General features: G+C 63.2%; 16 protein-coding genes, 1 tRNA gene and 1 pseudogene. 8 read left to right on the plus strand and 10 right to left on the minus strand.

Annotated features, from left to right (window positions below; translation table 11 throughout):
- Positions 1-110 precede the first annotated feature (110 nt).
- From V7Q39_RS10465 to V7Q39_RS10485, 5 genes are all read left to right on the plus strand, one after another.
- Positions 111-1145, plus strand: a complete 1035-nt coding sequence (locus V7Q39_RS10465; protein WP_333816509.1) for a cysteine synthase A — start codon at positions 111-113, stop codon at positions 1143-1145.
- A complete protein-coding gene (locus tag V7Q39_RS10470) occupies positions 1142-3610 on the plus strand; it encodes a DUF3772 domain-containing protein (RefSeq protein WP_333816510.1) in 2469 nt (822 codons plus the stop codon). The genes V7Q39_RS10465 and V7Q39_RS10470 overlap by 4 nt, the downstream gene beginning before the upstream one ends.
- Positions 3607-4320: an alanyl-tRNA editing protein gene (locus V7Q39_RS10475; protein WP_333816511.1), complete on the plus strand. Its 714-nt coding sequence runs from the start codon at positions 3607-3609 to the stop codon at positions 4318-4320. Before V7Q39_RS10470 ends, V7Q39_RS10475 begins: the two co-directional genes overlap by 4 nt.
- Positions 4321-4434: 114 nt before the next feature.
- Positions 4435-4524, plus strand: a tRNA-Ser gene (locus V7Q39_RS10480).
- A 612-nt stretch (positions 4525-5136) separates the two neighbouring features.
- Positions 5137-5694 (plus strand): GNAT family N-acetyltransferase, encoded by a 558-nt coding sequence (locus tag V7Q39_RS10485; RefSeq protein ID WP_333816512.1) that lies wholly within the window; start codon positions 5137-5139, stop codon positions 5692-5694.
- Between the two features lie 178 nt (positions 5695-5872).
- Here the strand turns inward: V7Q39_RS10485 and V7Q39_RS10490 are convergent, their stop codons facing one another.
- The 10 genes from V7Q39_RS10490 to V7Q39_RS10535 all read right to left on the minus strand — a co-directional run bounded on the left by V7Q39_RS10490 (position 5873) and on the right by V7Q39_RS10535 (position 16027).
- Positions 5873-7819, minus strand: a complete 1947-nt coding sequence (locus V7Q39_RS10490; protein WP_333816513.1) for an SDR family oxidoreductase — start codon at positions 7817-7819, stop codon at positions 5873-5875.
- Positions 7820-7902: 83 nt separating this feature from the next.
- Complete coding sequence (lsrF, locus tag V7Q39_RS10495) at positions 7903-8790, minus strand: 3-hydroxy-5-phosphonooxypentane-2,4-dione thiolase (protein ID WP_333816514.1); 888 nt, start codon at positions 8788-8790, stop codon at positions 7903-7905.
- Between the two features lie 20 nt (positions 8791-8810).
- On the minus strand, positions 8811-9434 hold the full coding sequence (dhaL, locus tag V7Q39_RS10500) for a dihydroxyacetone kinase subunit DhaL (RefSeq protein WP_333816515.1): 624 nt from the start codon (positions 9432-9434) through the stop codon (positions 8811-8813).
- Positions 9434-10450, minus strand: coding sequence for a dihydroxyacetone kinase subunit DhaK (locus V7Q39_RS10505; protein ID WP_333816516.1), 1017 nt, complete (start codon positions 10448-10450; stop codon positions 9434-9436). The genes dhaL and V7Q39_RS10505 overlap by 1 nt, the downstream gene beginning before the upstream one ends.
- Positions 10443-10625, minus strand: a complete 183-nt coding sequence (locus V7Q39_RS10510) for a hypothetical protein (RefSeq protein ID WP_333816517.1) — start codon at positions 10623-10625, stop codon at positions 10443-10445. Before V7Q39_RS10510 ends, V7Q39_RS10505 begins: the two co-directional genes overlap by 8 nt.
- A complete protein-coding gene (locus tag V7Q39_RS10515; protein WP_333816518.1) occupies positions 10622-11710 on the minus strand; it encodes an ABC transporter ATP-binding protein in 1089 nt (362 codons plus the stop codon). Before V7Q39_RS10515 ends, V7Q39_RS10510 begins: the two co-directional genes overlap by 4 nt.
- On the minus strand, positions 11707-12780 hold the full coding sequence (locus tag V7Q39_RS10520; RefSeq protein ID WP_333816519.1) for an ABC transporter ATP-binding protein: 1074 nt from the start codon (positions 12778-12780) through the stop codon (positions 11707-11709). Before V7Q39_RS10520 ends, V7Q39_RS10515 begins: the two co-directional genes overlap by 4 nt.
- Entirely contained in the window at positions 12780-13676 is an 897-nt protein-coding gene (locus V7Q39_RS10525; protein WP_333816520.1) for a carbohydrate ABC transporter permease, read from the minus strand. The genes V7Q39_RS10520 and V7Q39_RS10525 overlap by 1 nt, the downstream gene beginning before the upstream one ends.
- A complete protein-coding gene (locus tag V7Q39_RS10530) occupies positions 13676-14545 on the minus strand; it encodes a carbohydrate ABC transporter permease (RefSeq protein WP_333816521.1) in 870 nt (289 codons plus the stop codon). The genes V7Q39_RS10525 and V7Q39_RS10530 overlap by 1 nt, the downstream gene beginning before the upstream one ends.
- A gap of 72 nt (positions 14546-14617) precedes the next feature.
- Positions 14618-16027 carry an ABC transporter substrate-binding protein gene (locus V7Q39_RS10535; RefSeq protein WP_333816523.1) on the minus strand — a complete coding sequence of 470 codons (1410 nt, stop codon included), beginning with the start codon at positions 16025-16027 and terminating at the stop codon, positions 14618-14620.
- 331 nt (positions 16028-16358) lie between these two features.
- Between V7Q39_RS10535 and V7Q39_RS10540 the strand changes: the two genes are divergently transcribed.
- The 3 genes and pseudogenes from V7Q39_RS10540 to V7Q39_RS10550 all read left to right on the plus strand — a co-directional run bounded on the left by V7Q39_RS10540 (position 16359) and on the right by V7Q39_RS10550 (position 19229).
- A complete protein-coding gene (locus V7Q39_RS10540; RefSeq protein WP_333816524.1) occupies positions 16359-17159 on the plus strand; it encodes a DeoR/GlpR family DNA-binding transcription regulator in 801 nt (266 codons plus the stop codon).
- 31 nt (positions 17160-17190) lie between these two features.
- Positions 17191-17976 (plus strand): class I fructose-bisphosphate aldolase, encoded by a 786-nt coding sequence (locus V7Q39_RS10545; RefSeq protein ID WP_333816525.1) that lies wholly within the window; start codon positions 17191-17193, stop codon positions 17974-17976.
- A gap of 193 nt (positions 17977-18169) precedes the next feature.
- Positions 18170-19229 (plus strand): annotated as a pseudogene (locus tag V7Q39_RS10550) (integrase core domain-containing protein).
- Positions 19230-19250: the final 21 nt, after the last annotated feature.

Below are 19250 nucleotides of genomic sequence, written 5' to 3' on the forward strand. Positions count from 1 at the left end.
CGTCGGCTGCAAGGCGATCCTCTGCCGCCCCCGGCGGGTCTGTCCCTCGCGGCTTGAGTTTGCCGTGCGACGCACATACACCTTCTGGGGACCAAGGAAGGACCGCCCCCATGCGCATTCATCAGGATCTGGCCGACACGATCGGGAACACGCCGCTGCTGAGGCTGAAGAAAGCCTCGGAAATGACCGGCTGCACCATCCTCGGCAAGGCCGAGTTCATGAACCCCGGCCAGTCGGTCAAGGACCGGGCGGCGCTGTATATCATCAAGGATGCGGTGGCGAAGGGGCTGTTGAAGCCGGGTGGGACCATCGTGGAAGGCACGGCGGGCAATACCGGGATCGGGCTGGCGCTGGTGGGCGCGAGCATGGGCTTCCGCACGGTGATCGTGATCCCCGAAACCCAGAGCCAGGAGAAGAAGGACATGCTGCGGCTGGCGGGGGCCGAGCTGGTGCAGGTTCCGGCCGCGCCCTATCGCAACCCGAACAACTATGTCCGCTACTCGGGCCGCCTGGCCGAGGCGCTGGCCAAGACGGAGCCCAACGGCGCGATCTGGGCGAACCAGTTCGACAACGTGGCGAACCGCCAGGCGCATATCGAGACGACGGGACCGGAAATCTGGGAAGAGACCGGCGGCAAGGTCGACGGCTTCATCTGCGCGGTGGGGTCGGGGGGCACGCTGGCCGGTGTCGGCATGGCGCTGCAGCCCAAGGGCGTGAAGATCGGCCTGGCCGACCCCGAAGGCGCGGCGCTGTATTCCTTCTACACCACGGGCAAGCTGGAAAGCCCCGGCACCTCGATCACCGAAGGCATCGGGCAGGGGCGGATCACGGCGAACCTGGAAGGCTTCACGCCCGATTTCAGCTACCGCATCCCCGACGCCGAGGCGCTGCCGATCATCTTCGATCTGCTGACCGAGGAGGGCCTCTGCATGGGCGGCTCGACCGGCATCAACATCGCGGGTGCGATCCGCATGGCGCGCGACTTGGGGCCGGGCAAGACCATCGTCACCGTGCTTTGCGACTATGGCAGCCGCTACCAGTCCAAGATCTATAACCCGACCTTCCTGCGCGAGAAGGGCCTGCCGGTTCCCGATTGGCTGGACCGGGCGGGCAGGGCGATCCCCACGGTCTACGAAGACGCATGAGGCGGCTTCTCCTCTGGCTGGGACTGGTGCTGGCGCTGGCCGCGGTGCCGGTCGCGGCGCAGGACAAGGCCGGAGAGACTGCGCCGACGGCGGCAGAGCCGGCCGCCGAAGGGGCGGAGCTTGACTATGCGCTGTGGGAGCGCATGGCCGAGCGGGCGGAAGCCGAGATCGAGGCCCGCGCCACCACGACCGAACGGATGGAGGAAATCCGCGCGCAGCTGGCGAAGTGGCGGGCGGCGCTGCAAGGCGCGCAAAGCGCCAATTCGGCGCGGATCGCGACGCTGCGCCAGCAGATCGACGCGCTTGGCCCGGCACCGGCGGCGGGCGAGACCGAGGCCGACGAGATTTCTGCCCGGCGGCAGGAACTGGCAAGCCAGCTGGTCAGGCTGCAGGCCCCTGGCATCGCGGCGGAGGAGGCCTACCGACGGGCGGACGGGCTGATCAACGAGATCGACCGCACCTTGCGCGAACGCCAGGCCGACCGGCTCTTGCAGCTCTGGCCCTCGCCCCTGAACCCCGGCAACTGGCCCGAGGCGGCGATCGGCTTTGCCGATACGGTGCAAAGGCTCTGGGACGAGACCGCCGAGGCCTGGGAGAATCCGAAGGCGCGGGGCGAGCTGTTCGACAACATGCCCCTGATCGTCGTACTGGTGATCATTGCCGTGGCGCTGGTGGTCTATGTCCGGCGCTGGATCGAGCGGTTCACGGAAAAACTCCAGCAGGGGGCCTCGGTCCGGGGACGGCACTTCTGGGCGCTGGTCGCCTCGCTGGGCGGGATCATCCTGCCGACGCTCGGGGTGATTGCGCTGTCCTGGGCGCTTCTGGCCAGCGGAATGCTGGGCGAGGTGGGCAGCCGCATCGCGATGGCCTTGCCCTTCGCGGGCTTCGTGGTCTTCGCCGCTGCTTGGCTGGGCGCGCGGGTCTTTCCGCGGATACAGGGCGAGGGCGCGGTCCTGCCCCTGCCGCCGGAACGCCGGGCCGAGGGGCGCTTCCTGTCGGTGATGATGGGGCTGGTGATCGCCGCCAACCTTTTGCGCGCCGCGGCGATGGATGCGCAGGCCTATTCCGATGCCACGACCGCGGTCATGTCCTTCCCGATCCTTCTGACCGGGGGCCTGGTGCTGATGCGGCTGGGCCGGACCCTGCGCAAGGCGCGCGAGGCCGACGACAAGGGGGCGAGCTACGCGCTGCGGCTGATCCAGCTTCTGGCGCAAGGCTTGAGCGTGCTGGGCGCCCTCGGCCCGGTGCTGGCGGGCTTCGGCTATGTCCAGGCCGCCGAGGCGGTGATCTATCCCGCGATGCTGTCCTCTGCGCTGGTGGCCTTTCTCTTCATCCTGCAACGGCTGATCGGCGATGCCTGGATGCTGATCACCAGGCAGGACATTTCCGGGCGCGATGCGCTGGTGCCGGTCCTGGCGGGGTTCGTGCTGTCCATCGCCTCGCTGCCCGTTCTGGCGCTGATCTGGGGTGCGCGGTTTTCCGACCTGACCGAGCTGTGGACGCGGTTCACCGAAGGCTTCTCGCTGGGCGGCACGACGATCTCTCCCAGCAATTTCATGATCTTCGCCGCGATTTTCGTGATCGGCTACATGCTGACGCGGCTCTTCCAGGGCGCATTGCGCACGACGATCCTGCCGAAGACGCGGATGGATCAGGGCGGGCAGACCGCGCTGGTGGCGGGGATCGGCTATGTCGGCATCTTCCTGGCCGCGCTGATCGCGATCAACGCCGCCGGGATCGACCTGTCGGGGCTTGCCATCGTCGCAGGGGCGCTGTCGGTCGGGATCGGTTTCGGTCTTCAGACCATCGTGTCGAACTTCGTTTCGGGGATCATCCTCCTGGTCGAGCGCCCGGTCAGCGAGGGCGACTGGATCGAGGTCGGCGGCGTGCAGGGCAAGGTGCGGGCGATCTCGGTCCGCTCAACCCGGATCGAGACCTTCGACCGCAACGACGTGATCGTGCCGAACGCCGACCTGATCACCGGCCGGGTGACGAACTGGACCCGGTTCAACCTGTCGGGGCGGATCATCGTGCCGGTCGCGGTGGCGCTGGGGTCGGACAGTCGGAAGGTGGAGAAGCTTTTGCGCGAGATCGCCGAGGAGCAGCCGCTGGCGGTGCTGAACCCGCCGCCGATGGTGGCCTTCATGGGCTATACCGCGACCCAGCTGAACTTCGAGATCCGGGTGATCCTGCGCGACGTGAATTTCGGGGTACAGGTGCGCAGCGACATGAACCACCGCATCCAGCAGCGGCTTGCCGAGGAGGGTATCCCCATCGTCCCGCCGCCCGCGCCCCCCGCCGCGCCGGACCCGATGAGGGCGGCCGATGCAGTGCTGGCGCTGGCGGGTCTGGTCGAAAAGGACTTGGCGCAGAAGGACTTGGGGCAGGATGTCAAGGCGACGTCGGCCGGGCGGAAGCCCGCGTCTCCCGGGCCGGCAAGCGATGTGAAGGGGGCCGAACGATGACCGAACTGCTGTTCCGCGCGGATGCCTACCAGACTGCCGCCGATTGCCGGATCACCGGCCACACCCCGGAGGGCGGCATCCTGGTCGACCGCTCGGTCTTCTATGCCACCGGTGGTGGCCAGCCCGGCGACAGCGGGGTGCTGGACTGGGGCGCCGCGCGGGTGCCGATCGCTACGGCGCTGAAGGTCGGGGACGGCATCGCGCTGGTTCCCGCCGAGCCGGTCGCCATGCCCCCGGTCGGCGCCCCGGCGCGGCAGCTGGTCGACTGGACCCGCCGCCACCGCCACATGCGGGTGCATACCGCGCTGCATCTTCTGTCGGTGGTGATCCCGCTGCCGGTGACGGGCGGCCAGATCGGCGCGGACAAGGGGCGGCTCGACTTCGACATGCCCGAGCCCCCCGGCGATGTCGCCGCGCTGGAAGAGGCGCTGAACAGCCTGATCGCGCGCGACCTGACAGTCAGCGACGACTGGATCACCGACGCGGAGCTTCTGGCCAATCCAGGCCTGGTGAAGACGATGTCCGTCCGCCCGCCGACGGGGCAGGGCAGGGTGCGGCTGGTGCGGATCACCGACGGCGAGACGCTGGTCGACCTGCAACCCTGCGGCGGCACCCATGTCCGCCAGACGGGCGAGATCGGCCGGGTCGAGATCGGCCGGATCGAGAACAAGGGTCGCCAGAACCGCCGGGTGACGATCACGCTGGCCTGAGCGCAGCGATCATGCTGGGCTGAGCGCAGCGATTGACCTGAGCACAGCGATTTCGGGGCAGGGGGCAGATATCCCCTTGAACAGCCCGGCAAAGCCGGGGTATCAGCCCCCGACGGACAGTTGGCCGAGTGGTCGAAGGCGCACGCCTGGAAAGTGTGTAGGCGGGGAACCGTCTCGAGGGTTCGAATCCCTCACTGTCCGCCAAAATTCCACATATTCTATCCGTTAAGTGACTGTAATAACTGGATAATTTGTAAATCGTTTTGCCCGACTCCGCGATATTGCCGCACATTTTGACGCACAAAATGCCGCACACACTACCTTGCGCGGCACCACAGTTTGCAGCTACGTTTCCGTCATGGCAAACCAGATCATACGCGGCATTTTCGAACGCAGGTCAACACGGTTGAATTTCAGGCGTGGGTGGCCGACAACTAACCGCCGTTTGCCCGAGAGAGTACAAGTTTGGCCGGTTTCCCGGTGACGAGTTTAAGACTGGGAACGCCGACCTCGTGACGGGTGAATTTCTGCGTCACACGCCGAACGGCCGCTTCCGGGAACGCCGCCGCACAGCATAGTTCGAGGTCGACCGGCGGCTATGGGCCGACCTCTCCTAGACGGGGAAACAGGTCGGCTAAACCTGTCTATTGGCGTGCCCTACACTCTTCGTAGCCTGCGCGCATTAGGTGCAAAAGACCACATATGAGATGCTGAAAGTGCACCGGACGGTGTCGCGGTCCTCCCGCACACCGGCTATCCTGGATCAGGCCCCGGAAATCAGGATTGACCAGACACCACCTCAAGAAAGCCCGCCAGATGAGGACCATCCAGACCGAACGACTTGTCCTGCGCAACTTTGGGCCCGGTGACGCCCAGGCGCTGTTCGAGTATATGCATAAGCCTGTCGCCGCGTGCTTCTTTGATGAAGCTCTTCCCAACATGGAGGCGGCCCAGGCCGATGTGGCAAAGCGGAGCGGAGATGACGGCCAGATCGCCGTTTGCCTGAAGGATGGCGATATGCTGATCGGCGACCTGTTCGCGCATTCCGAAAGGGAAGACGTTCCCGGCTGGGATTCGGTTTCCGTTGGCTGGAACTTCAACCCGGCCTTTGCGGGCCGGGGCTATGCATATGAGGCGGCGCAGGCGCTGTTTGCACATCTTTTCGGCCAACCGCGTATCCGTCGCCTCTATGCCTATGTCGAAGACCACAATTCCTCTTCCGAGCGTCTCTGCGAAAAGCTTGGAATGCGAAAGGAGGGCGTGTTCGTCGAATATGTGACCTTCGGAGACGACGAGGCCGGCCAGCCGATCTACGAGAACACCATGCAATATGCCATTTTGCGTCGGGAGTGGGAGGCAAGCCTCCGGGGTTAGGCCAGCGATGCCCGGCTGGCGAGGGAGGATGCAGGGGCTTTTCGAGGTCACACATCCACGACATCGGTGGCAGGAAGGCCTCTCCGCTTTGTGGTCCATGCTAGGTGCCTTGGGGGCAGGGTCCGCGAAGAGCTTCATCCTCTTGTAAAGAGAGTGCGAACTCACTCCCAAACACCGCTCAAATCACCCGGTCGTTCCCCCCGTCCACCGGAATTTGCGCTCCCGTCGTACGGGCAAAGGTTCCGTCGCAGAATGCCACGACCGCCCGCGCAACATCTGACGACCGGACCTCGGCCCCCATCAGATTGCGGGTTTTGTACTCATCGACGGTGAGGCCATACCGCTGAGCCGATGTCTGCAAGGCTTCCTCGGTCCAGAGACGCGTGTCGAAGACCGCGTCGGGATGGATGGTGTTGACCGTGATCCCAGTCGCGGCCAACTCAAGGGCTGCAACCCGCATCAGCTGGGTCAGTCCCGCCTTGGAAACCGAATAGGCTGCTGCACCGGGGCCGGGCGCGGCGACGTTGCGTGATCCGATAAAGACCACCGCCGGGTCGACGCCGTGTCTCAGATAGGGGACAGCCTGCTTCAGAAGCTTCCGGTGCGACGACAGGTTGACGGCCAGCGTCATGTCCCAGATATCGTCGGTCAGCTGATCGATCGGAGCGCCGGTTCGGAAGATGCCGACGTTCGATACCAGGATGTCCAGCCCGCCATATGAGCTTACCACCCGCGCCAGGGCGGCGCTGACGGCTGCCTCGCGAGTCATATCGACCGTCAGCCCCTCATATCCCGGAAGATTCATGTGGTCGCATAGGCTGGCGTCGATATCGAGACCCACCACGACGGCCCCGCGGTCACGCAGCGCTTCGGCGCAGGCCCGCCCGATACCCGCTGCGGCGCCGCTGACCACGGCGACCTTGCCCGCAAGCCGCGGCAGTGCTCCTTGAGCTTTCAGCTTGGCCTGCTCCAGTTCCCAGTATTCCAGGGCCCGCAGGTCAGGTTCGGTAAGGCCCTGCCAGCCACCCAAGGCCGCGGCATGCCGCAGCGCGCGCAGATTGGCCGTGGCGACATCCGCCGAAACGCGCGCGCGGGCCAGCGTCGGGGCAAAGGTCCGCACGGAACCATCCGGCAGGATCGCCCAATGCGGATAGGGCGCAAGTGGCACAAGGCCAGGATCGGCGGCGCGTACGACGTAGGCGCGGTAGGCGTCGGCAAATCCCGTCAGGGTCAGATCCCGGTCGGGGATGGCCGGGAAAGGCTTGTTGTGAATGACATGCTCCGGCGTCAGTGTGCCGTGGCGCGAGCGCTCCGCCAGACCGGAAATCTCGTCCACCGGCACCGCACCGGCAGGCAGGGACAGAACAGCCCGCCCGGCCAGCGCCGAGGCTTGGGCGCGCAGGAAGGCCACATCGGTGGGCGCGGTATCTGGCGGCGGCACCTCAGCAAGGGGGGGCAGGTTCGCGTCGATCCAGCTTTCGGCCATGCCGCAGATCTCGACCATCCGGTCATAGGATGCGCGGGCCGTCTGCCCCCAGGTGAATACCCCGTGATGCTCGAGAATGATGGCGTCATAGCCTGCCAGTCCCGGTGAATTCAGCGCCGCCCGGATCTGCCGCGCAAGGTCAAAGCCCGGTTTGACATAGGGCAATATCAGGACACGATCCCCGTAGACCCCCGTCAAGACGGCCCGCCCGCCGCCGTTCGACAGCGTCAGAACCGCATCGGCATGCGAGTGGTCGACAAAGGGGAAGGGAAACAGTGCGTGGACGATGGCCTCGATCGAGGCAGCGGCAGCGGCGGGGTCCAGCCGCGCGCGCTTCATTTCGGACACCATATCCGTATCTGACAGGCTCTCCAGTTCGGCCAGCCGCAAGAGGTCGGGCAGGGCAAGGGCGGTAAAGCCCTCGACCCCCATCCGACCCAGATCAAAGCCCGAGGCTTTGACCCAGATGACCGACTGTTCTTGGCCGAAGAGGTCGACCACGATGCCTTTGTACGAGGTGTTGCCGCCGCCGTGCAGAACCAGGGCCGGATCGCGACCGATCAGGCGCGAGGAATAGGCCCGCAAGGCGAGCCCATCCTGCGCACTGGCGGCATCCGCTTCATTCCACAGGTTGCGCATTGCTTCCTCCCTTGCAAATAGACCGCCCCCGTGGCCTGGCCCCCGGAGGGGGCCAAACCGCGTCTGTCTTTGGTCTCTGCCTGTCAGGCGGCCTGGCGCCGTTCCAGATCGAGGAACACCTGATGTCCCACCTCGCCTGTCGCGCCGTGGTGAACCACAGCTTCCAGCGCTTTCAGCATCGCCTGGGGATCGGTGGACTGGAACACGTTGCGCCCCATGTCCACGCCCGCCGCACCTTGATCAATCGCGCGGTAAGCCATTTCCAGCGCCTCACGCTCGGGAAGCTTCTTGCCGCCGGCAATGACGATCGGAACCGGGCACCCGAGGGTGATCTTTTCGAAGCCCTCATCGACATAGTAGGATTTGACGAACTGCGCTCCGATCTCGGCGGCGATCCGGGTCGCCAGCCCGAAATAGCGGGCGTCGCGGATCATGTCCTTGCCAACGCCGGTCACGGCCATCGTGGGAATGCCATAGCGCGTGCCTGTGTCGATCAGCTTGACCACATTGGCGATGGATTTGTGTTCGTACTCGGCACCGATGTAGATCTGCGCCGCCATCGCACTGGCCCCCAGCCGGATCGCGTCGTCAATCTCAACACCCACCAGCTCGTTCGACAATTCGGTCAGGATCGAATTGCCCGCAGAGCAACGCAGGACCACCGGCTTCTTCACCTCGGGTGCGATACAGGCGCGAAGCGCGCCACGGGTGCACATCAGCACATCAGTATAGGGGGCCAGCGGCGCAATCGTCAGGTCGATCCGTTCCAAACCCGTGGTCGGACCCTGAAAATAACCGTGGTCGAAGGCCAGCATCAGCGTGCGCCCGGTTTCGGGCCGGAATATCTGTGCCATCCGCGCCTTCATGCCCCAGTCATGGTGCGCGGCCCCTTTCAAATAGAACCGGCTGGTGTCGGCGGGGCGATCCTGCCCCCAGTCCTTGCCATCCTTGATGTCGTCAAGATCCGCCATTTTCATCCTCCTGCGGCCACTCAGGCCGCCACATGATCCCGTATCGCTGCCATGATGATCGCCACCGAAATCGCGCCGGGGTCCGGGTGGCCCAGACTGCGTTCGCCCAGGCTGCGGGCCTTGCCGGTGGTGGCAATCATATCCTTTGTTGCGTCGACCCCGCGCTGCGCGCCTTCGGCGGCCTGTGCGGTGGCGGTTATCAAGGTTGCCTCGTCCGCAGCCGAGCGGGCGGCGTGGGCCAGCGCATCAAGCATGGTCTTCTGCCCTTCGACGACGCCCCCGCGCTTGGCCACAGCAGCCTGGGCATCAGCCAGAAACTGGCGAAAGCTGTCGGCGGTGATCACGTCTTGCCCGGCAAATGCCTTTGCGCCTGCGGTGAACACTGTCCCGAATACCGCACCGGCGGCACCTCCGGTATTGGCCATGATGGCCATGCCAGTCGCCCGGAATGCGGCGTCTATGCTTGACGGTTCGGTCTCAAGCGCCGCGAGGGCTGCCTCAAATCCGCGGCGCATGCCGATGCCGTGATCGCCGTCGCCGGTGGCGAGATCAGCGTCGGTAAGGACGTCCATCTTGTCGATCACTGCCCGCGCGACGCCGCGCAGCATCGCGGCTGCACCGGCTTTGTCCAGGTTTTCCGGCATTATTTGCCCTCCCAATTCGAGAAACCGACCGACCTGCAAGGCATGTCGAGCAGACGCTTCAACTCGTCATCCAGTTTCATCAGTGTGATCGAGAACCCGGCCATTTCCTGCACCGTCAGCCAGGTGCCGACATCCGTCCGATGCACATGGATGTCGCGCTCGCCCAGAACCTCGCGGATACGGCGGTTGACGACCAGCATCTCCATCATGGTTGTCGCGCCAAGGTTGTTGATCAGCAGTGCCACCTCGTCACCGGCCGAGAAAGGCAGGTCGTCAAGGATGCGCCCGATCATCTGGTCGGCCAGTTCATCTGCCGGAACGAGTTTCTGGCGCACGGTTCCGGCTTCGCCATGAGCGCCCATGCCCACTTCGATCTCGTCATCGGCAAGTTCGAAGGTCGGTTTTCCGGTCTCGGGGATGGAGCCAGCCGAGATTGCGACGCCGATTGACCGGACCCAGCCGCCCGCCTTGCGGGTTACGCGCTCGACTTCGTCGAGGCTGTCCATGGTGGCAGCGGCTGCCCCGGCAATACGGATCATCAGCAGGTCGCCAGCGATGCCGCGCCGGTCATGGCTGCGCTCGGGCGGGGCGGCGGACACATCATCGGCCACGCGCACGGTGCGCACGTCGATGCCCTCATCCACCAGCATCTCGGCGGCAATATCGAAGTTCATGTTGTCCCCGGCGTAGTTGCCGTAAAGGAACAGGATGCCCTTGCCGCGATGGACCGCCTTGGCCGTTTCGTAGATGATATGCGGAGCGGGGGCAGCGAAGAACTGGCCGCAGGCCGCGCCATCGCCCATATTGTCGCCGACAAAGCCGTGGAACAGCGGTTCGTGCCCGGATCCGCCACCGATCAGCAATGCGGGTCTGCCATCCGCAAGGTCGGTTTTCACGATTGCGTCCAGACCGGACAGGCGGCGGGTGCGTCCGTCGCTGGCCAGCACCAGACCGTCGATCATCTCGGTCACGGCACGACGCGGGGCGTTCAGGATTTTCTTTGCAGGTTTAGCCATGGCTGTCCTCCTTGGTGGGCGCACGTTCGGGGATATGATCCAGGATCATGAACAGGATCACGCCACAAAGCAGCAGCGGAAATCCCCAGACGAACAGACCATGTGTGAAGGGCTGGCACAGCATGACAAAGCCTAGAACGATCAGCACGCTGGCAACACGATAGGCGGTGGTCATGCCCTGCCCTCCTGATGTGACAGCAGGGCGCCGGTCGCCGCGTCGAACAGAAACCCAGCGCCGGATTTCAGTGTGAACCGCACCGCATCGCCCTGTTGCAGCGCGCGGTGGTCGTCAAGCACCTTGCGGAACGACCCGGCGGGCGTCTCGATCTGCACCGCAGCCTCATACCCCCGGTTGTCCAGTGCATAGACCGTGCCGCGGGTCCCCTCATCCCCCAACAGGATGTCGTCGGGCCAGATGCCCAGACTGACCAGGCGGGGCCGACCGGCAATTTCACCAAACCCGGCAAGGCCAATCGGCGCCTCCCATCCCGGAAGATGCACGGCATTGTCGAGCAGTTCACCGGCAAAGAACGCCATCGACGGGCTGCCGATCAAGCGGCCGACAAAGGCATCCACCGGGCGGGCATAGATTTCGTCGATCCGCCCGCTTTGCAGCACCCGCCCGTCATTCACGATGGAAATACGGTCGGCAATCGCAATCGCGCCGTGATAATCATGCGTCGCATAAAGCATGGTTGTGCCATGCTCGCGATGAATCTGCCGCAACTCGGCCCGCAGCCCCTCGCGCAGCTTCAGGTCCAGCGCCGACAGGGGTTCATCCAGCAGATACAGGGCCGGACGACGCACCAGCGCGCGGGCAATCGACACGCGCTGCTTTTCGCCACCCGAAAGGGTGCCGGTGTCGCGACCCAGCAGATGGCCGATCCGCAGTAGATCTGCCGTGCGCGTCACGCGGCGGGCGATCTCATCTTCGTCCTCGCGATATCTTGGCGACCGCAGGGCAAAGGCGATGTTGTCGCGCACGTTCAGCACCGGCAGAAGGTTGAACCCTTCGAACACGATAGACACGTCGCGGCTGGAGGCTTCTGCCCCGGTCACATCTTGCCCGTTCAGGAACACCGTCCCCTGATCGGGCACGATCAGCCCGGCCGTCGCCAGCATGGTCGAGGATTTGCCTGCGCCGGTCGGGCCAAGCAAGGCAAGGATTTCATGGTTCTCGACCGTGAGGTCCAGTCCCTTCAGCGCGGGCTTGCCGCGATAGGCCTTTTTCAGGCCACGGATTTCCAGCATCGCGCTCATGCCGCCACCCGCAGACCGTTGACGCGCAATCCAGTCTCGGCATCAAAGAACATCAGCCCCTCGCGCGCGAAAACCACGCTGCCATCAGCGCTGTCCTTGCGGTGATCCGTGCCTTGCAGGATCGTCCCACCGATGCGGAACGTGAAGAACCGCTCTCGCCCGACCGAGAAAACATCCTCGACCGGCAATTGGTGCCCCGGCCCCTCGACCAGCCGCAGATCGCGTGGCCGCACGCCCAGCCGCAGCGGCCGGTCCGACCGGGCCAGACCGGCCGGCAACTCGCCCTCGGTCAGAACCACGGGGCTGTCGCCCAGCCGCAATCCACTTGCCACGGGAACAAGGTCGATCAGGTTCATCGAGGGAGAGCCGATGAACTGCCCGGCAAAGACGCTGGCGGGCTGAAAGAACAACTGCCCCGGCTCGGCTACCTGCACGATGCGTGACTGGTTCATCAGAACGATCCGGTCGGCCAGAGACATCGCCTCGCGCTGGTCATGGGTGACATAGATCGTCGTCACCCCCAGCTTGCGTTGCAGGTGCCCAAGCTCCCAGCGCATTTCCTCGCGAAACTGCTCGTCAATCGCGGATAAAGGTTCATCCAGCAGCAACACCGCCGGTTCGCGGATCACCGCGCGGGCCAGTGCCACCTTTTGCCGCGCGCCTGGCGGCAGGGCATCAGGCCGTCGTTTCAACTCGTCCCCAAGGGCGAAGATCTCGGTCACCCAGTCCAGCTTGCGGGCGATCTCGGCCTTGGCCACGCCGCGCGCCTTCAGCGGGAAGACGATGTTTTCCGCAATCGACAGATGCGGGTAAAGCGAGACAAACTGGAACACCATGGCGATGTTGCGCTCGCTGGGTTTCAGGTCATTCACCCGTTTGCCATCGAACAAAATGTCGCCCGAGGTGGTTCCCTGAAGCCCGGCAATCGCCCGCAGCGTCGTCGTCTTACCGCAGCCCGAGGGGCCTAGATAGACGACGAACTCTCCGTCGTTGATGGTCAGATTCACATCGTCCACAGCCGTGAAGCCGCCAAAACTGATGGACAGGTCTTTCAACTCGATCCGGGCCATCAGTCGCGCACTCCCATGCTGGAAAGGTGACGCACAAGGATCATCGCAAGCCCCATGATGATGCACAGAAGGATCACCGCCAGCGCCGAAGCCTCGCCGGTGTAAAAGTAGGAGAACGCGGTTTTGGCGACGGCGAAGGACACGGTCTCGGTCGAAGATCCAGGCCCCCCGCCGGTCAGCGCCACGAACAGGTCGTATTGCTTGAAGCTGTCGATCAGCCGCAGGATTAGCGCGATGAACAGCACTGGCGCCGACATCGGCAGGGTGATGCGGAAGAACACATAGGCCGGGCTGGCGCCATCAACCTCGGCGGCCTCGTAGATCGTGTCGGGAATGCCGCGGAAGGCGGCCGTTGCCAGCAGGACGATGAACGGCGTCCACATCCAGGTATCGACCACGGCGGCGGCCCAAAGCGCAGGCCCCGCCTGGCCCAGCCAATCGACCTTGGACCCGCCGAAGGCTGTGATCAGATAGTTCACCACTCCCCATTCCGAGTTCAGCATGTAGCGCCACAGGAACCCCGCCACGACCGGCGAGAGCATCATCGGCAGCATCAGCGCAGTGAACAGAAGGTCACGTCCCCGGAAGGTCTTTTGAAGCTGATATCCGACGAAAATCCCCAGCAGCATCTGCATCGTCACGCAGAGGAACACGAACTTTCCCGTAAAGACAAAGCGTTGCCAGATACCGGTGTCCGACAGAAGGTATTCATAGTTCGCCAGCCCGGCCCAGTTCATCCCCTTGTCCGGGTTCAGGGCAGAGAAGTCGTGGAAGCTGTAGTAGATCAGCGAACAGATCGGATAGGCGACCATGAACAGCAGGAGAAGAACCGTGGGGGTCAGAAAGCCGATGACCATACCGGTTCCGGTCGACCGAGGTTGCAATGCAGGTTTCATCAGCGCCTCCCCAGCACACCAAAGGTCATGCCCATCAGCAGATGTTTGCGGATCAGGTAGAAGAAGATCAGGACCGGGATGACCAACACCACGCCCGCCGCGCAGATCTGAGTCCATTCGATGCCCGTGGCACCCGAGGCGGTGGAAATCTTGACCGGCAGAGTTTTCGCCTGTGTGGTTGTCAGGATCGAGGCGAAGGCAAATTCGTTCCAGGCAAAGATGAAGCAGAAGCCTGACGTTGCGGCGATCCCGCCCTTCACCATCGGCAGGACCAGCCTGCGGAAGGCATAAAGGCGTGTATAGCCGTTCACTATGGCGATCTGTTCCACCTCCTTCGGTACCCCGTCGAAAAAGCCTTTCATGATCCATGTGGCGAGGCCGACGTTGACGAAGACTGCGATCAGGATCAGGCCCAGCCGTGTGTCTGCCAGTCCAAGCCGCGCGAACATCATGTGATAGAAGACCAGCACGGCGACAGGCGGCAGCATCCGGGTGGACAGCACAAAGAACATGAAATCGCCCTTGCCCCGAAATTCAAAACGCGAGCAGACATAACCGGCAAGCGTTCCCAGAATGACGGCCAGCGCCGTGCCGACGGTCGAGACCAGAACGCTTGTCACTAGCGAATCGAACACGCCGACCGAAGAGGCAGTGTCTTTCGCCGCACCCAGACCGAAGACGCTTTGATAGCCGGAAAGATCAGGGGTGAAGAACAGCTTGGGCGGCATGGAGAAGAGATCGGCACGCCCCTTCAGCGAAGACAGCATCAACCAGAGGATCGGCCCGAGGTTGTAGATCGTGTACAGCGCCAGCAGGGCCAGCAATAGCCAGCGTCCCAGATGGGCCGAGCGCGCGCGCGGTTCAGACATGAAATCTCTCGGCTGGATCGGTTGAAGGACTGGGAAAGGGCGGGGCCGCCGTCGGGGCGGCCCCGGCCATGATCAGTTGTTGACCAGCACCACCGAGTCCTGACCGACAGGCGAGATCACCGTGTCGGGCACCTCGGGGGCGCTGTCCTTGCGGTCGATCTTGTAGCCCGCCCGTTCGAGGATGCGCTCTTGGCGGCTGGCTGCGTCGGTCAGGGCCTGTTCCACCGTCTTCGAGCCGGAGATCGCGTTCGACACTTCCTCCTGCAGGATGTCCAGCAGGACGGGGTATTCCGGCAGGTGCCAGTAGTCGTTCAGGTATTGAAGGGCGGTGGAGAACTGCTTGTTGTAGCTGTTCAACCCCTGCCATTCCGGGCTTTCCAGAACCGCCTTCAGGCCGGTCTGGCAGACGGCGGCGTAGCGGGCCTGCTGTTCGGGCTGGAAGTACCACTCCATGAACTTCTGCAACTCAGGCAGCTTCTTGGAGTATTTGTTGATACCCATGCCTTGCCCGCCGACCGAGAACTGGCGGCGGAACTTGCCGTCACGCCCGACAGCGCCCGGAAGGATGCCAAATGCCGTTCCATCGGCAAATTTGTTCACCGCCGGGTCGGCGTTCGAACCGTTGAAGTAGAACCATTGCATCGCCATCGCCAACTGGCCTTGCTGGAACGAAGCATTCACCTCGTCAAAGCCCCAGTTGCCAGAGCCGGGCGGGCCATATTTGAACATGTCGACATAGGCTTGAACGCCGTCGATCGACGCGGGCGAGTTCAGATAGCCTTGAACCTCCATGGTCTCGGGGTTGTAGAGTTCGCCACCGAACGACCACAGAAAGCTGTTCGAGGCCGTGGTGGCAAAGTCATAGTCCCGGCCGCCCATCTGTCCCCAGCCATACAGCCCCTGATCAGGACGCGTGAAGAACTCCGCCACTTCCATGGCTTCCTGATAGGTCTCGGGCACCGTCAGATCGCGGCCGTACTTGGCCTTGAAGGCCTCTTGCTCCTTGGGATCTTCGAACAGGTCCTTTCGGTACATCAGGCCGTAAGCGTCCTGGTTGGCGGGCAGGCCATAGAAGTTGCCCGAACCGTCGGGATATTCGCCATAGCGCGACAGCGAGGCGGCCGGGAACAGATCGGCCTTGAGATAGGACGACTGGTCGAAGATTTCGTTCATCTTCACGACATGCCCGCCACCTGCGAATTCGGCGGTGGACTGGCTGTCCCACATGGCAAAGTCGAAGGCATCGCCCTTGATCGCGAATTCCGACGCGATCTTGTTGTGCCATTCCGGGCCATAGGGCACCAGAGCCGGCACGATGGCCACGGACTTGTCCGGATAGTCCTTGGCGATGTTGACCAGCGCGTCGGCGCAAGTGCCGGCGTGCCAGACGAACGTAAGGGTGGTTTCGGCGCGGGCAGTCTCGGCTGCACCAAGGATGCAAGCCACTGCCGCAGACGCCAGAAGCGCGCTGCGATATTTCATTTCGTTTCTCCTCCCTGACGGGGTCTCGGCTGTTTCTGCCTAGCCAATCACCCCATGGCCGCACTTAACAACAGCTCCGCGCTTCGATCAACATTTTTGTTATATTAATCATAAAATTTGTTTTTAATAGCTGGAACGAAAGCTTTTTCTGCTGCATTGCGGCGCTTGGCGGCGCTTGCAGACAAGATTACTTGATAAAATATGTCGATATTTTCGATAGTTGAGTGATCTTCTTGCGAAGGCAGTCGCCCAGAGGCGGTTGCGGAGTATTGTCTGGACATATCATTATAAATGTTAGATGACAGGATAAATGTTAGATTCGGACCTGGAGATGTCAGTGGAAGACAACATTTCGGACGGCGCAGAGCCACTTTCGAAGTCGGAACGTCGCCGCTCGCGAATCCTTCAGATCCTCATGAGCGGCGCCACGGTGCAGATTCGCGATCTGGCAGAACAACTGGGCGTCAGCCTGATGACTGTCCATCGCGATCTGGCCGAGCTGGAAAAGGAAGGCCTCGTGCGCCGCTTGCGCGGTGCCGTTTCGGCCGAGAAATCGCTTCTGTTCGAAAGCAGCTACAACTTCCGTGGCCGCAAGCAGATCGAGGAGAAACGCCGGCTGGCAAAGGCGGCGGTGGCCCGGCTTGAGCCCGGAAATGCCGTCGTCTGCGACGACAGTACGACGACCTATCACATCTGCGACTACATAGAAGAGATGGCGCCGCTGACGGTCATCACCAATGCCGTCCCGATTCTCGAACGGCTGCGCTCAGTCCCCGACATCGACCTGATTGCCACCGGCGGCCGCTATCATGCGGGCTACAACGGATACTTCGGCAATGCCTGCGAACGGACGATCCGCTCGTTTCACGTCGATGTGGCGATCCTGTCCACGACGACGATCCAGGGCTTGTCGCTGTACACCCCCGACGAAACCGTGGTGCGCGCCAAGCAGGCGATGATGGAGATCGCGCGGCGGCGCATCCTTCTGGCTGATGCGACCAAGCTGCAGTTCACAGCTCTGAACTATGTCGCCCAGATCACCGACTTCGATCTGGTTCTGCTGACGGGGGATGTGCCGCAAGCCAACCTCGATCAGTTCCGCAAGGCCGGAGTGAATTTCGAACTGGTCTGACGCCGCCAGGACCGATCAAAAGGAGAAGAATATGACTGCAATTGGCAAGGCCCGCCGGATGGCGCGGCTCTTTCGCAAATCATCGGGGCGGATGCTGTGCCTGCCCATGGATCACGGCATGATGATCGGCCCGGCACATGGCATTGCCGACCCCGGCCCCGTGCTTGATGCAATGGACAGCGCGGGTGTGGAGGCGGTCATTGTTGGCCCGGGTCTGCTTGCCCGCCATCACAAACGGTTCGAGGGCGGCCCCGCCATCATCCTGCGGCTGGATCAAACCACGATGTGGCGGACGGGCACGCCCACCGGCTATGCCGATGTGCAGACCCGGCAAGTCGTTTCGGTGGAAGAGGCGGTTCAGATGGGCGCCGAGGCGGTGATCACCTATCTGTTCACCTGCAACAACGATCCGGTGCAAGAAACCGCCTGCTTCACGATCTGCGCCGACGTCGCCCGCGATTGCCGCCGCTTTGGCCTTGTGCATGTGATCGAGGCGATGGCCGCCAAGGGCGGATTTGCCGCCGCCGATGACCCCGAGATTGTCAGCTTGAACTGCCGCATGGCAGGAGAACTGGGGGCCGATATCCTGAAGACCGACTGGTGCGGCCCCGCTGGCTTTGCCAAAGTCGCAGCACAAAGCCTTGCCCCGGTCGCCGTGGCCGGAGGCGCGAGCGGCAGCGACGATGCGGCACTTGCAGCCTTTGCACATCAGGCCATCGCCAGTGGCGCGTCGGGTCTGATGTTCGGGCGCAATGTTTTCCAACGCGATGATATGGCGGGAACGCTGCGAACGCTGTCCTCTATCGTTCATGGCTAAGTAAGGATACGGCGGCAGACGAACTGGGTCGAGGCGGGGCAAGGGCGTGCTCCGCCGCTCGACATGACCGGTCGCTCTGCCCGTCGAGCTTAAGGATGAGCCCCGAGGGCATTGTCAGAGGAAACCAGTATGCTAGTTGTTTGATCCCACGGTTTGATGGTGCGATTCTTTCTTGGGAATGGAAGGAAGCACTTTGGGACAAGTTCGTCATGGCAGCGCCACGACCACGCACCCCGTCAGAGCAGCAATACAGCGATCGCAAGCTTCGCTCGCGCAACTGAGCCGGGAGCTGGGTATCAACCCCAAAACGGTGGCGAAGTGGCGCAAGCGTGCGACGGTAGAGGTGAAGACCGGACCGAGGGAACCGCGCTCGACGGTTCTGTCCGAGACCGAGGAGGCGATGATCGTTGCCTTCCGAAGGCACACGCTGCTGCCGCTGGATGACTGCCTCTTTGCTTTCCAGTCCTCGATCCCGCACCCGACACGGTCGGCGCTGCATTGCTGCCTGCAGCGTCACGACATCTCGCGCCTGCCGGATGTCGAAGGTGACAAGCCCAAGGGTCAGAAGTTCAAGCGCTACCCCATCGGCCCTCGCCAGCGGTTCTCGAACCGGTGGCGAACACGCAGGCTCGATCCACATTGACATTGCCGAGGTGCAGACCGCCGAGGGCAAGCTCTTTCTCTTCGTGGGAATAGACCGGACGTCCAAGTTCGCCGTCGCGCAATTCGTCGCAACAGCTGACAGAAAGATCGCCTGGGAGTTCCTGCAGCACTTGCTCGAGGCCGTTCCCTACCAGGTCCACACCATCTTGACCGATCGGGCCATTGGAACGGCATTGGTCCGAGAGACAATGGTGAGGGGCATTCAGTTCGCAGAGCAGCCATGCAACAGGAACACCATCTACTCCCGGCCAATGCGCTCCGACATGATCTGCGAAGCGAACGGGATCGAACATCGGCTGACCAAGCCGAACCACCCCTGGACTAACGGCCAGGTCGAGCGGATGAACCGGACAATCAAGGACGCCACGGTCAAGCGCTTCCACTACGACAGCCACGATCAGCTGCGGACCCACCTCGCGGACTTACTCGCAGCCTACAACTTCGCACGCCGGCTGAAGACGCTCGGCGGCCTGGCACCCTACGAATATATCTGCAAAATCTGGACATCAGAGCCGGATCGATTCATCCTCGACCCAATCCACCAGATGCCGGGACTGAACACCTTATGTGTTTCGGGTCTGCTACATTAGCCCCATCGCGGCTCCCGGCCA

The organism is Tabrizicola sp., assembly GCF_036781545.1.
GTDB lineage: Bacteria > Pseudomonadota > Alphaproteobacteria > Rhodobacterales > Rhodobacteraceae > Tabrizicola.

Excerpts from the sequence above, each read along its gene's own strand:
- V7Q39_RS10465 (WP_333816509.1), top strand. The coding sequence starts at position 111 with ATGCGCATTCATCAGGATCTGGCCGACACGATCGGGAACACGCCGCTG.
- V7Q39_RS10470 (WP_333816510.1), top strand. The coding sequence starts at position 1,142 with ATGAGGCGGCTTCTCCTCTGGCTGGGACTGGTGCTGGCGCTGGCCGCG.
- V7Q39_RS10475 (WP_333816511.1), top strand. The coding sequence starts at position 3,607 with ATGACCGAACTGCTGTTCCGCGCGGATGCCTACCAGACTGCCGCCGAT.
- V7Q39_RS10485 (WP_333816512.1), top strand. The coding sequence starts at position 5,137 with ATGAGGACCATCCAGACCGAACGACTTGTCCTGCGCAACTTTGGGCCC.
- V7Q39_RS10490 (WP_333816513.1), bottom strand. The coding sequence starts at position 7,819 with ATGCGCAACCTGTGGAATGAAGCGGATGCCGCCAGTGCGCAGGATGGG.
- lsrF (WP_333816514.1), bottom strand. The coding sequence starts at position 8,790 with ATGGCGGATCTTGACGACATCAAGGATGGCAAGGACTGGGGGCAGGAT.
- dhaL (WP_333816515.1), bottom strand. The coding sequence starts at position 9,434 with ATGCCGGAAAACCTGGACAAAGCCGGTGCAGCCGCGATGCTGCGCGGC.
- V7Q39_RS10505 (WP_333816516.1), bottom strand. The coding sequence starts at position 10,450 with ATGGCTAAACCTGCAAAGAAAATCCTGAACGCCCCGCGTCGTGCCGTG.
- V7Q39_RS10510 (WP_333816517.1), bottom strand. The coding sequence starts at position 10,625 with ATGACCACCGCCTATCGTGTTGCCAGCGTGCTGATCGTTCTAGGCTTT.
- V7Q39_RS10515 (WP_333816518.1), bottom strand. The coding sequence starts at position 11,710 with ATGAGCGCGATGCTGGAAATCCGTGGCCTGAAAAAGGCCTATCGCGGC.
- V7Q39_RS10520 (WP_333816519.1), bottom strand. The coding sequence starts at position 12,780 with ATGGCCCGGATCGAGTTGAAAGACCTGTCCATCAGTTTTGGCGGCTTC.
- V7Q39_RS10525 (WP_333816520.1), bottom strand. The coding sequence starts at position 13,676 with ATGAAACCTGCATTGCAACCTCGGTCGACCGGAACCGGTATGGTCATC.
- V7Q39_RS10530 (WP_333816521.1), bottom strand. The coding sequence starts at position 14,545 with ATGTCTGAACCGCGCGCGCGCTCGGCCCATCTGGGACGCTGGCTATTG.
- V7Q39_RS10535 (WP_333816523.1), bottom strand. The coding sequence starts at position 16,027 with ATGAAATATCGCAGCGCGCTTCTGGCGTCTGCGGCAGTGGCTTGCATC.
- V7Q39_RS10540 (WP_333816524.1), top strand. The coding sequence starts at position 16,359 with ATGTCAGTGGAAGACAACATTTCGGACGGCGCAGAGCCACTTTCGAAG.
- V7Q39_RS10545 (WP_333816525.1), top strand. The coding sequence starts at position 17,191 with ATGACTGCAATTGGCAAGGCCCGCCGGATGGCGCGGCTCTTTCGCAAA.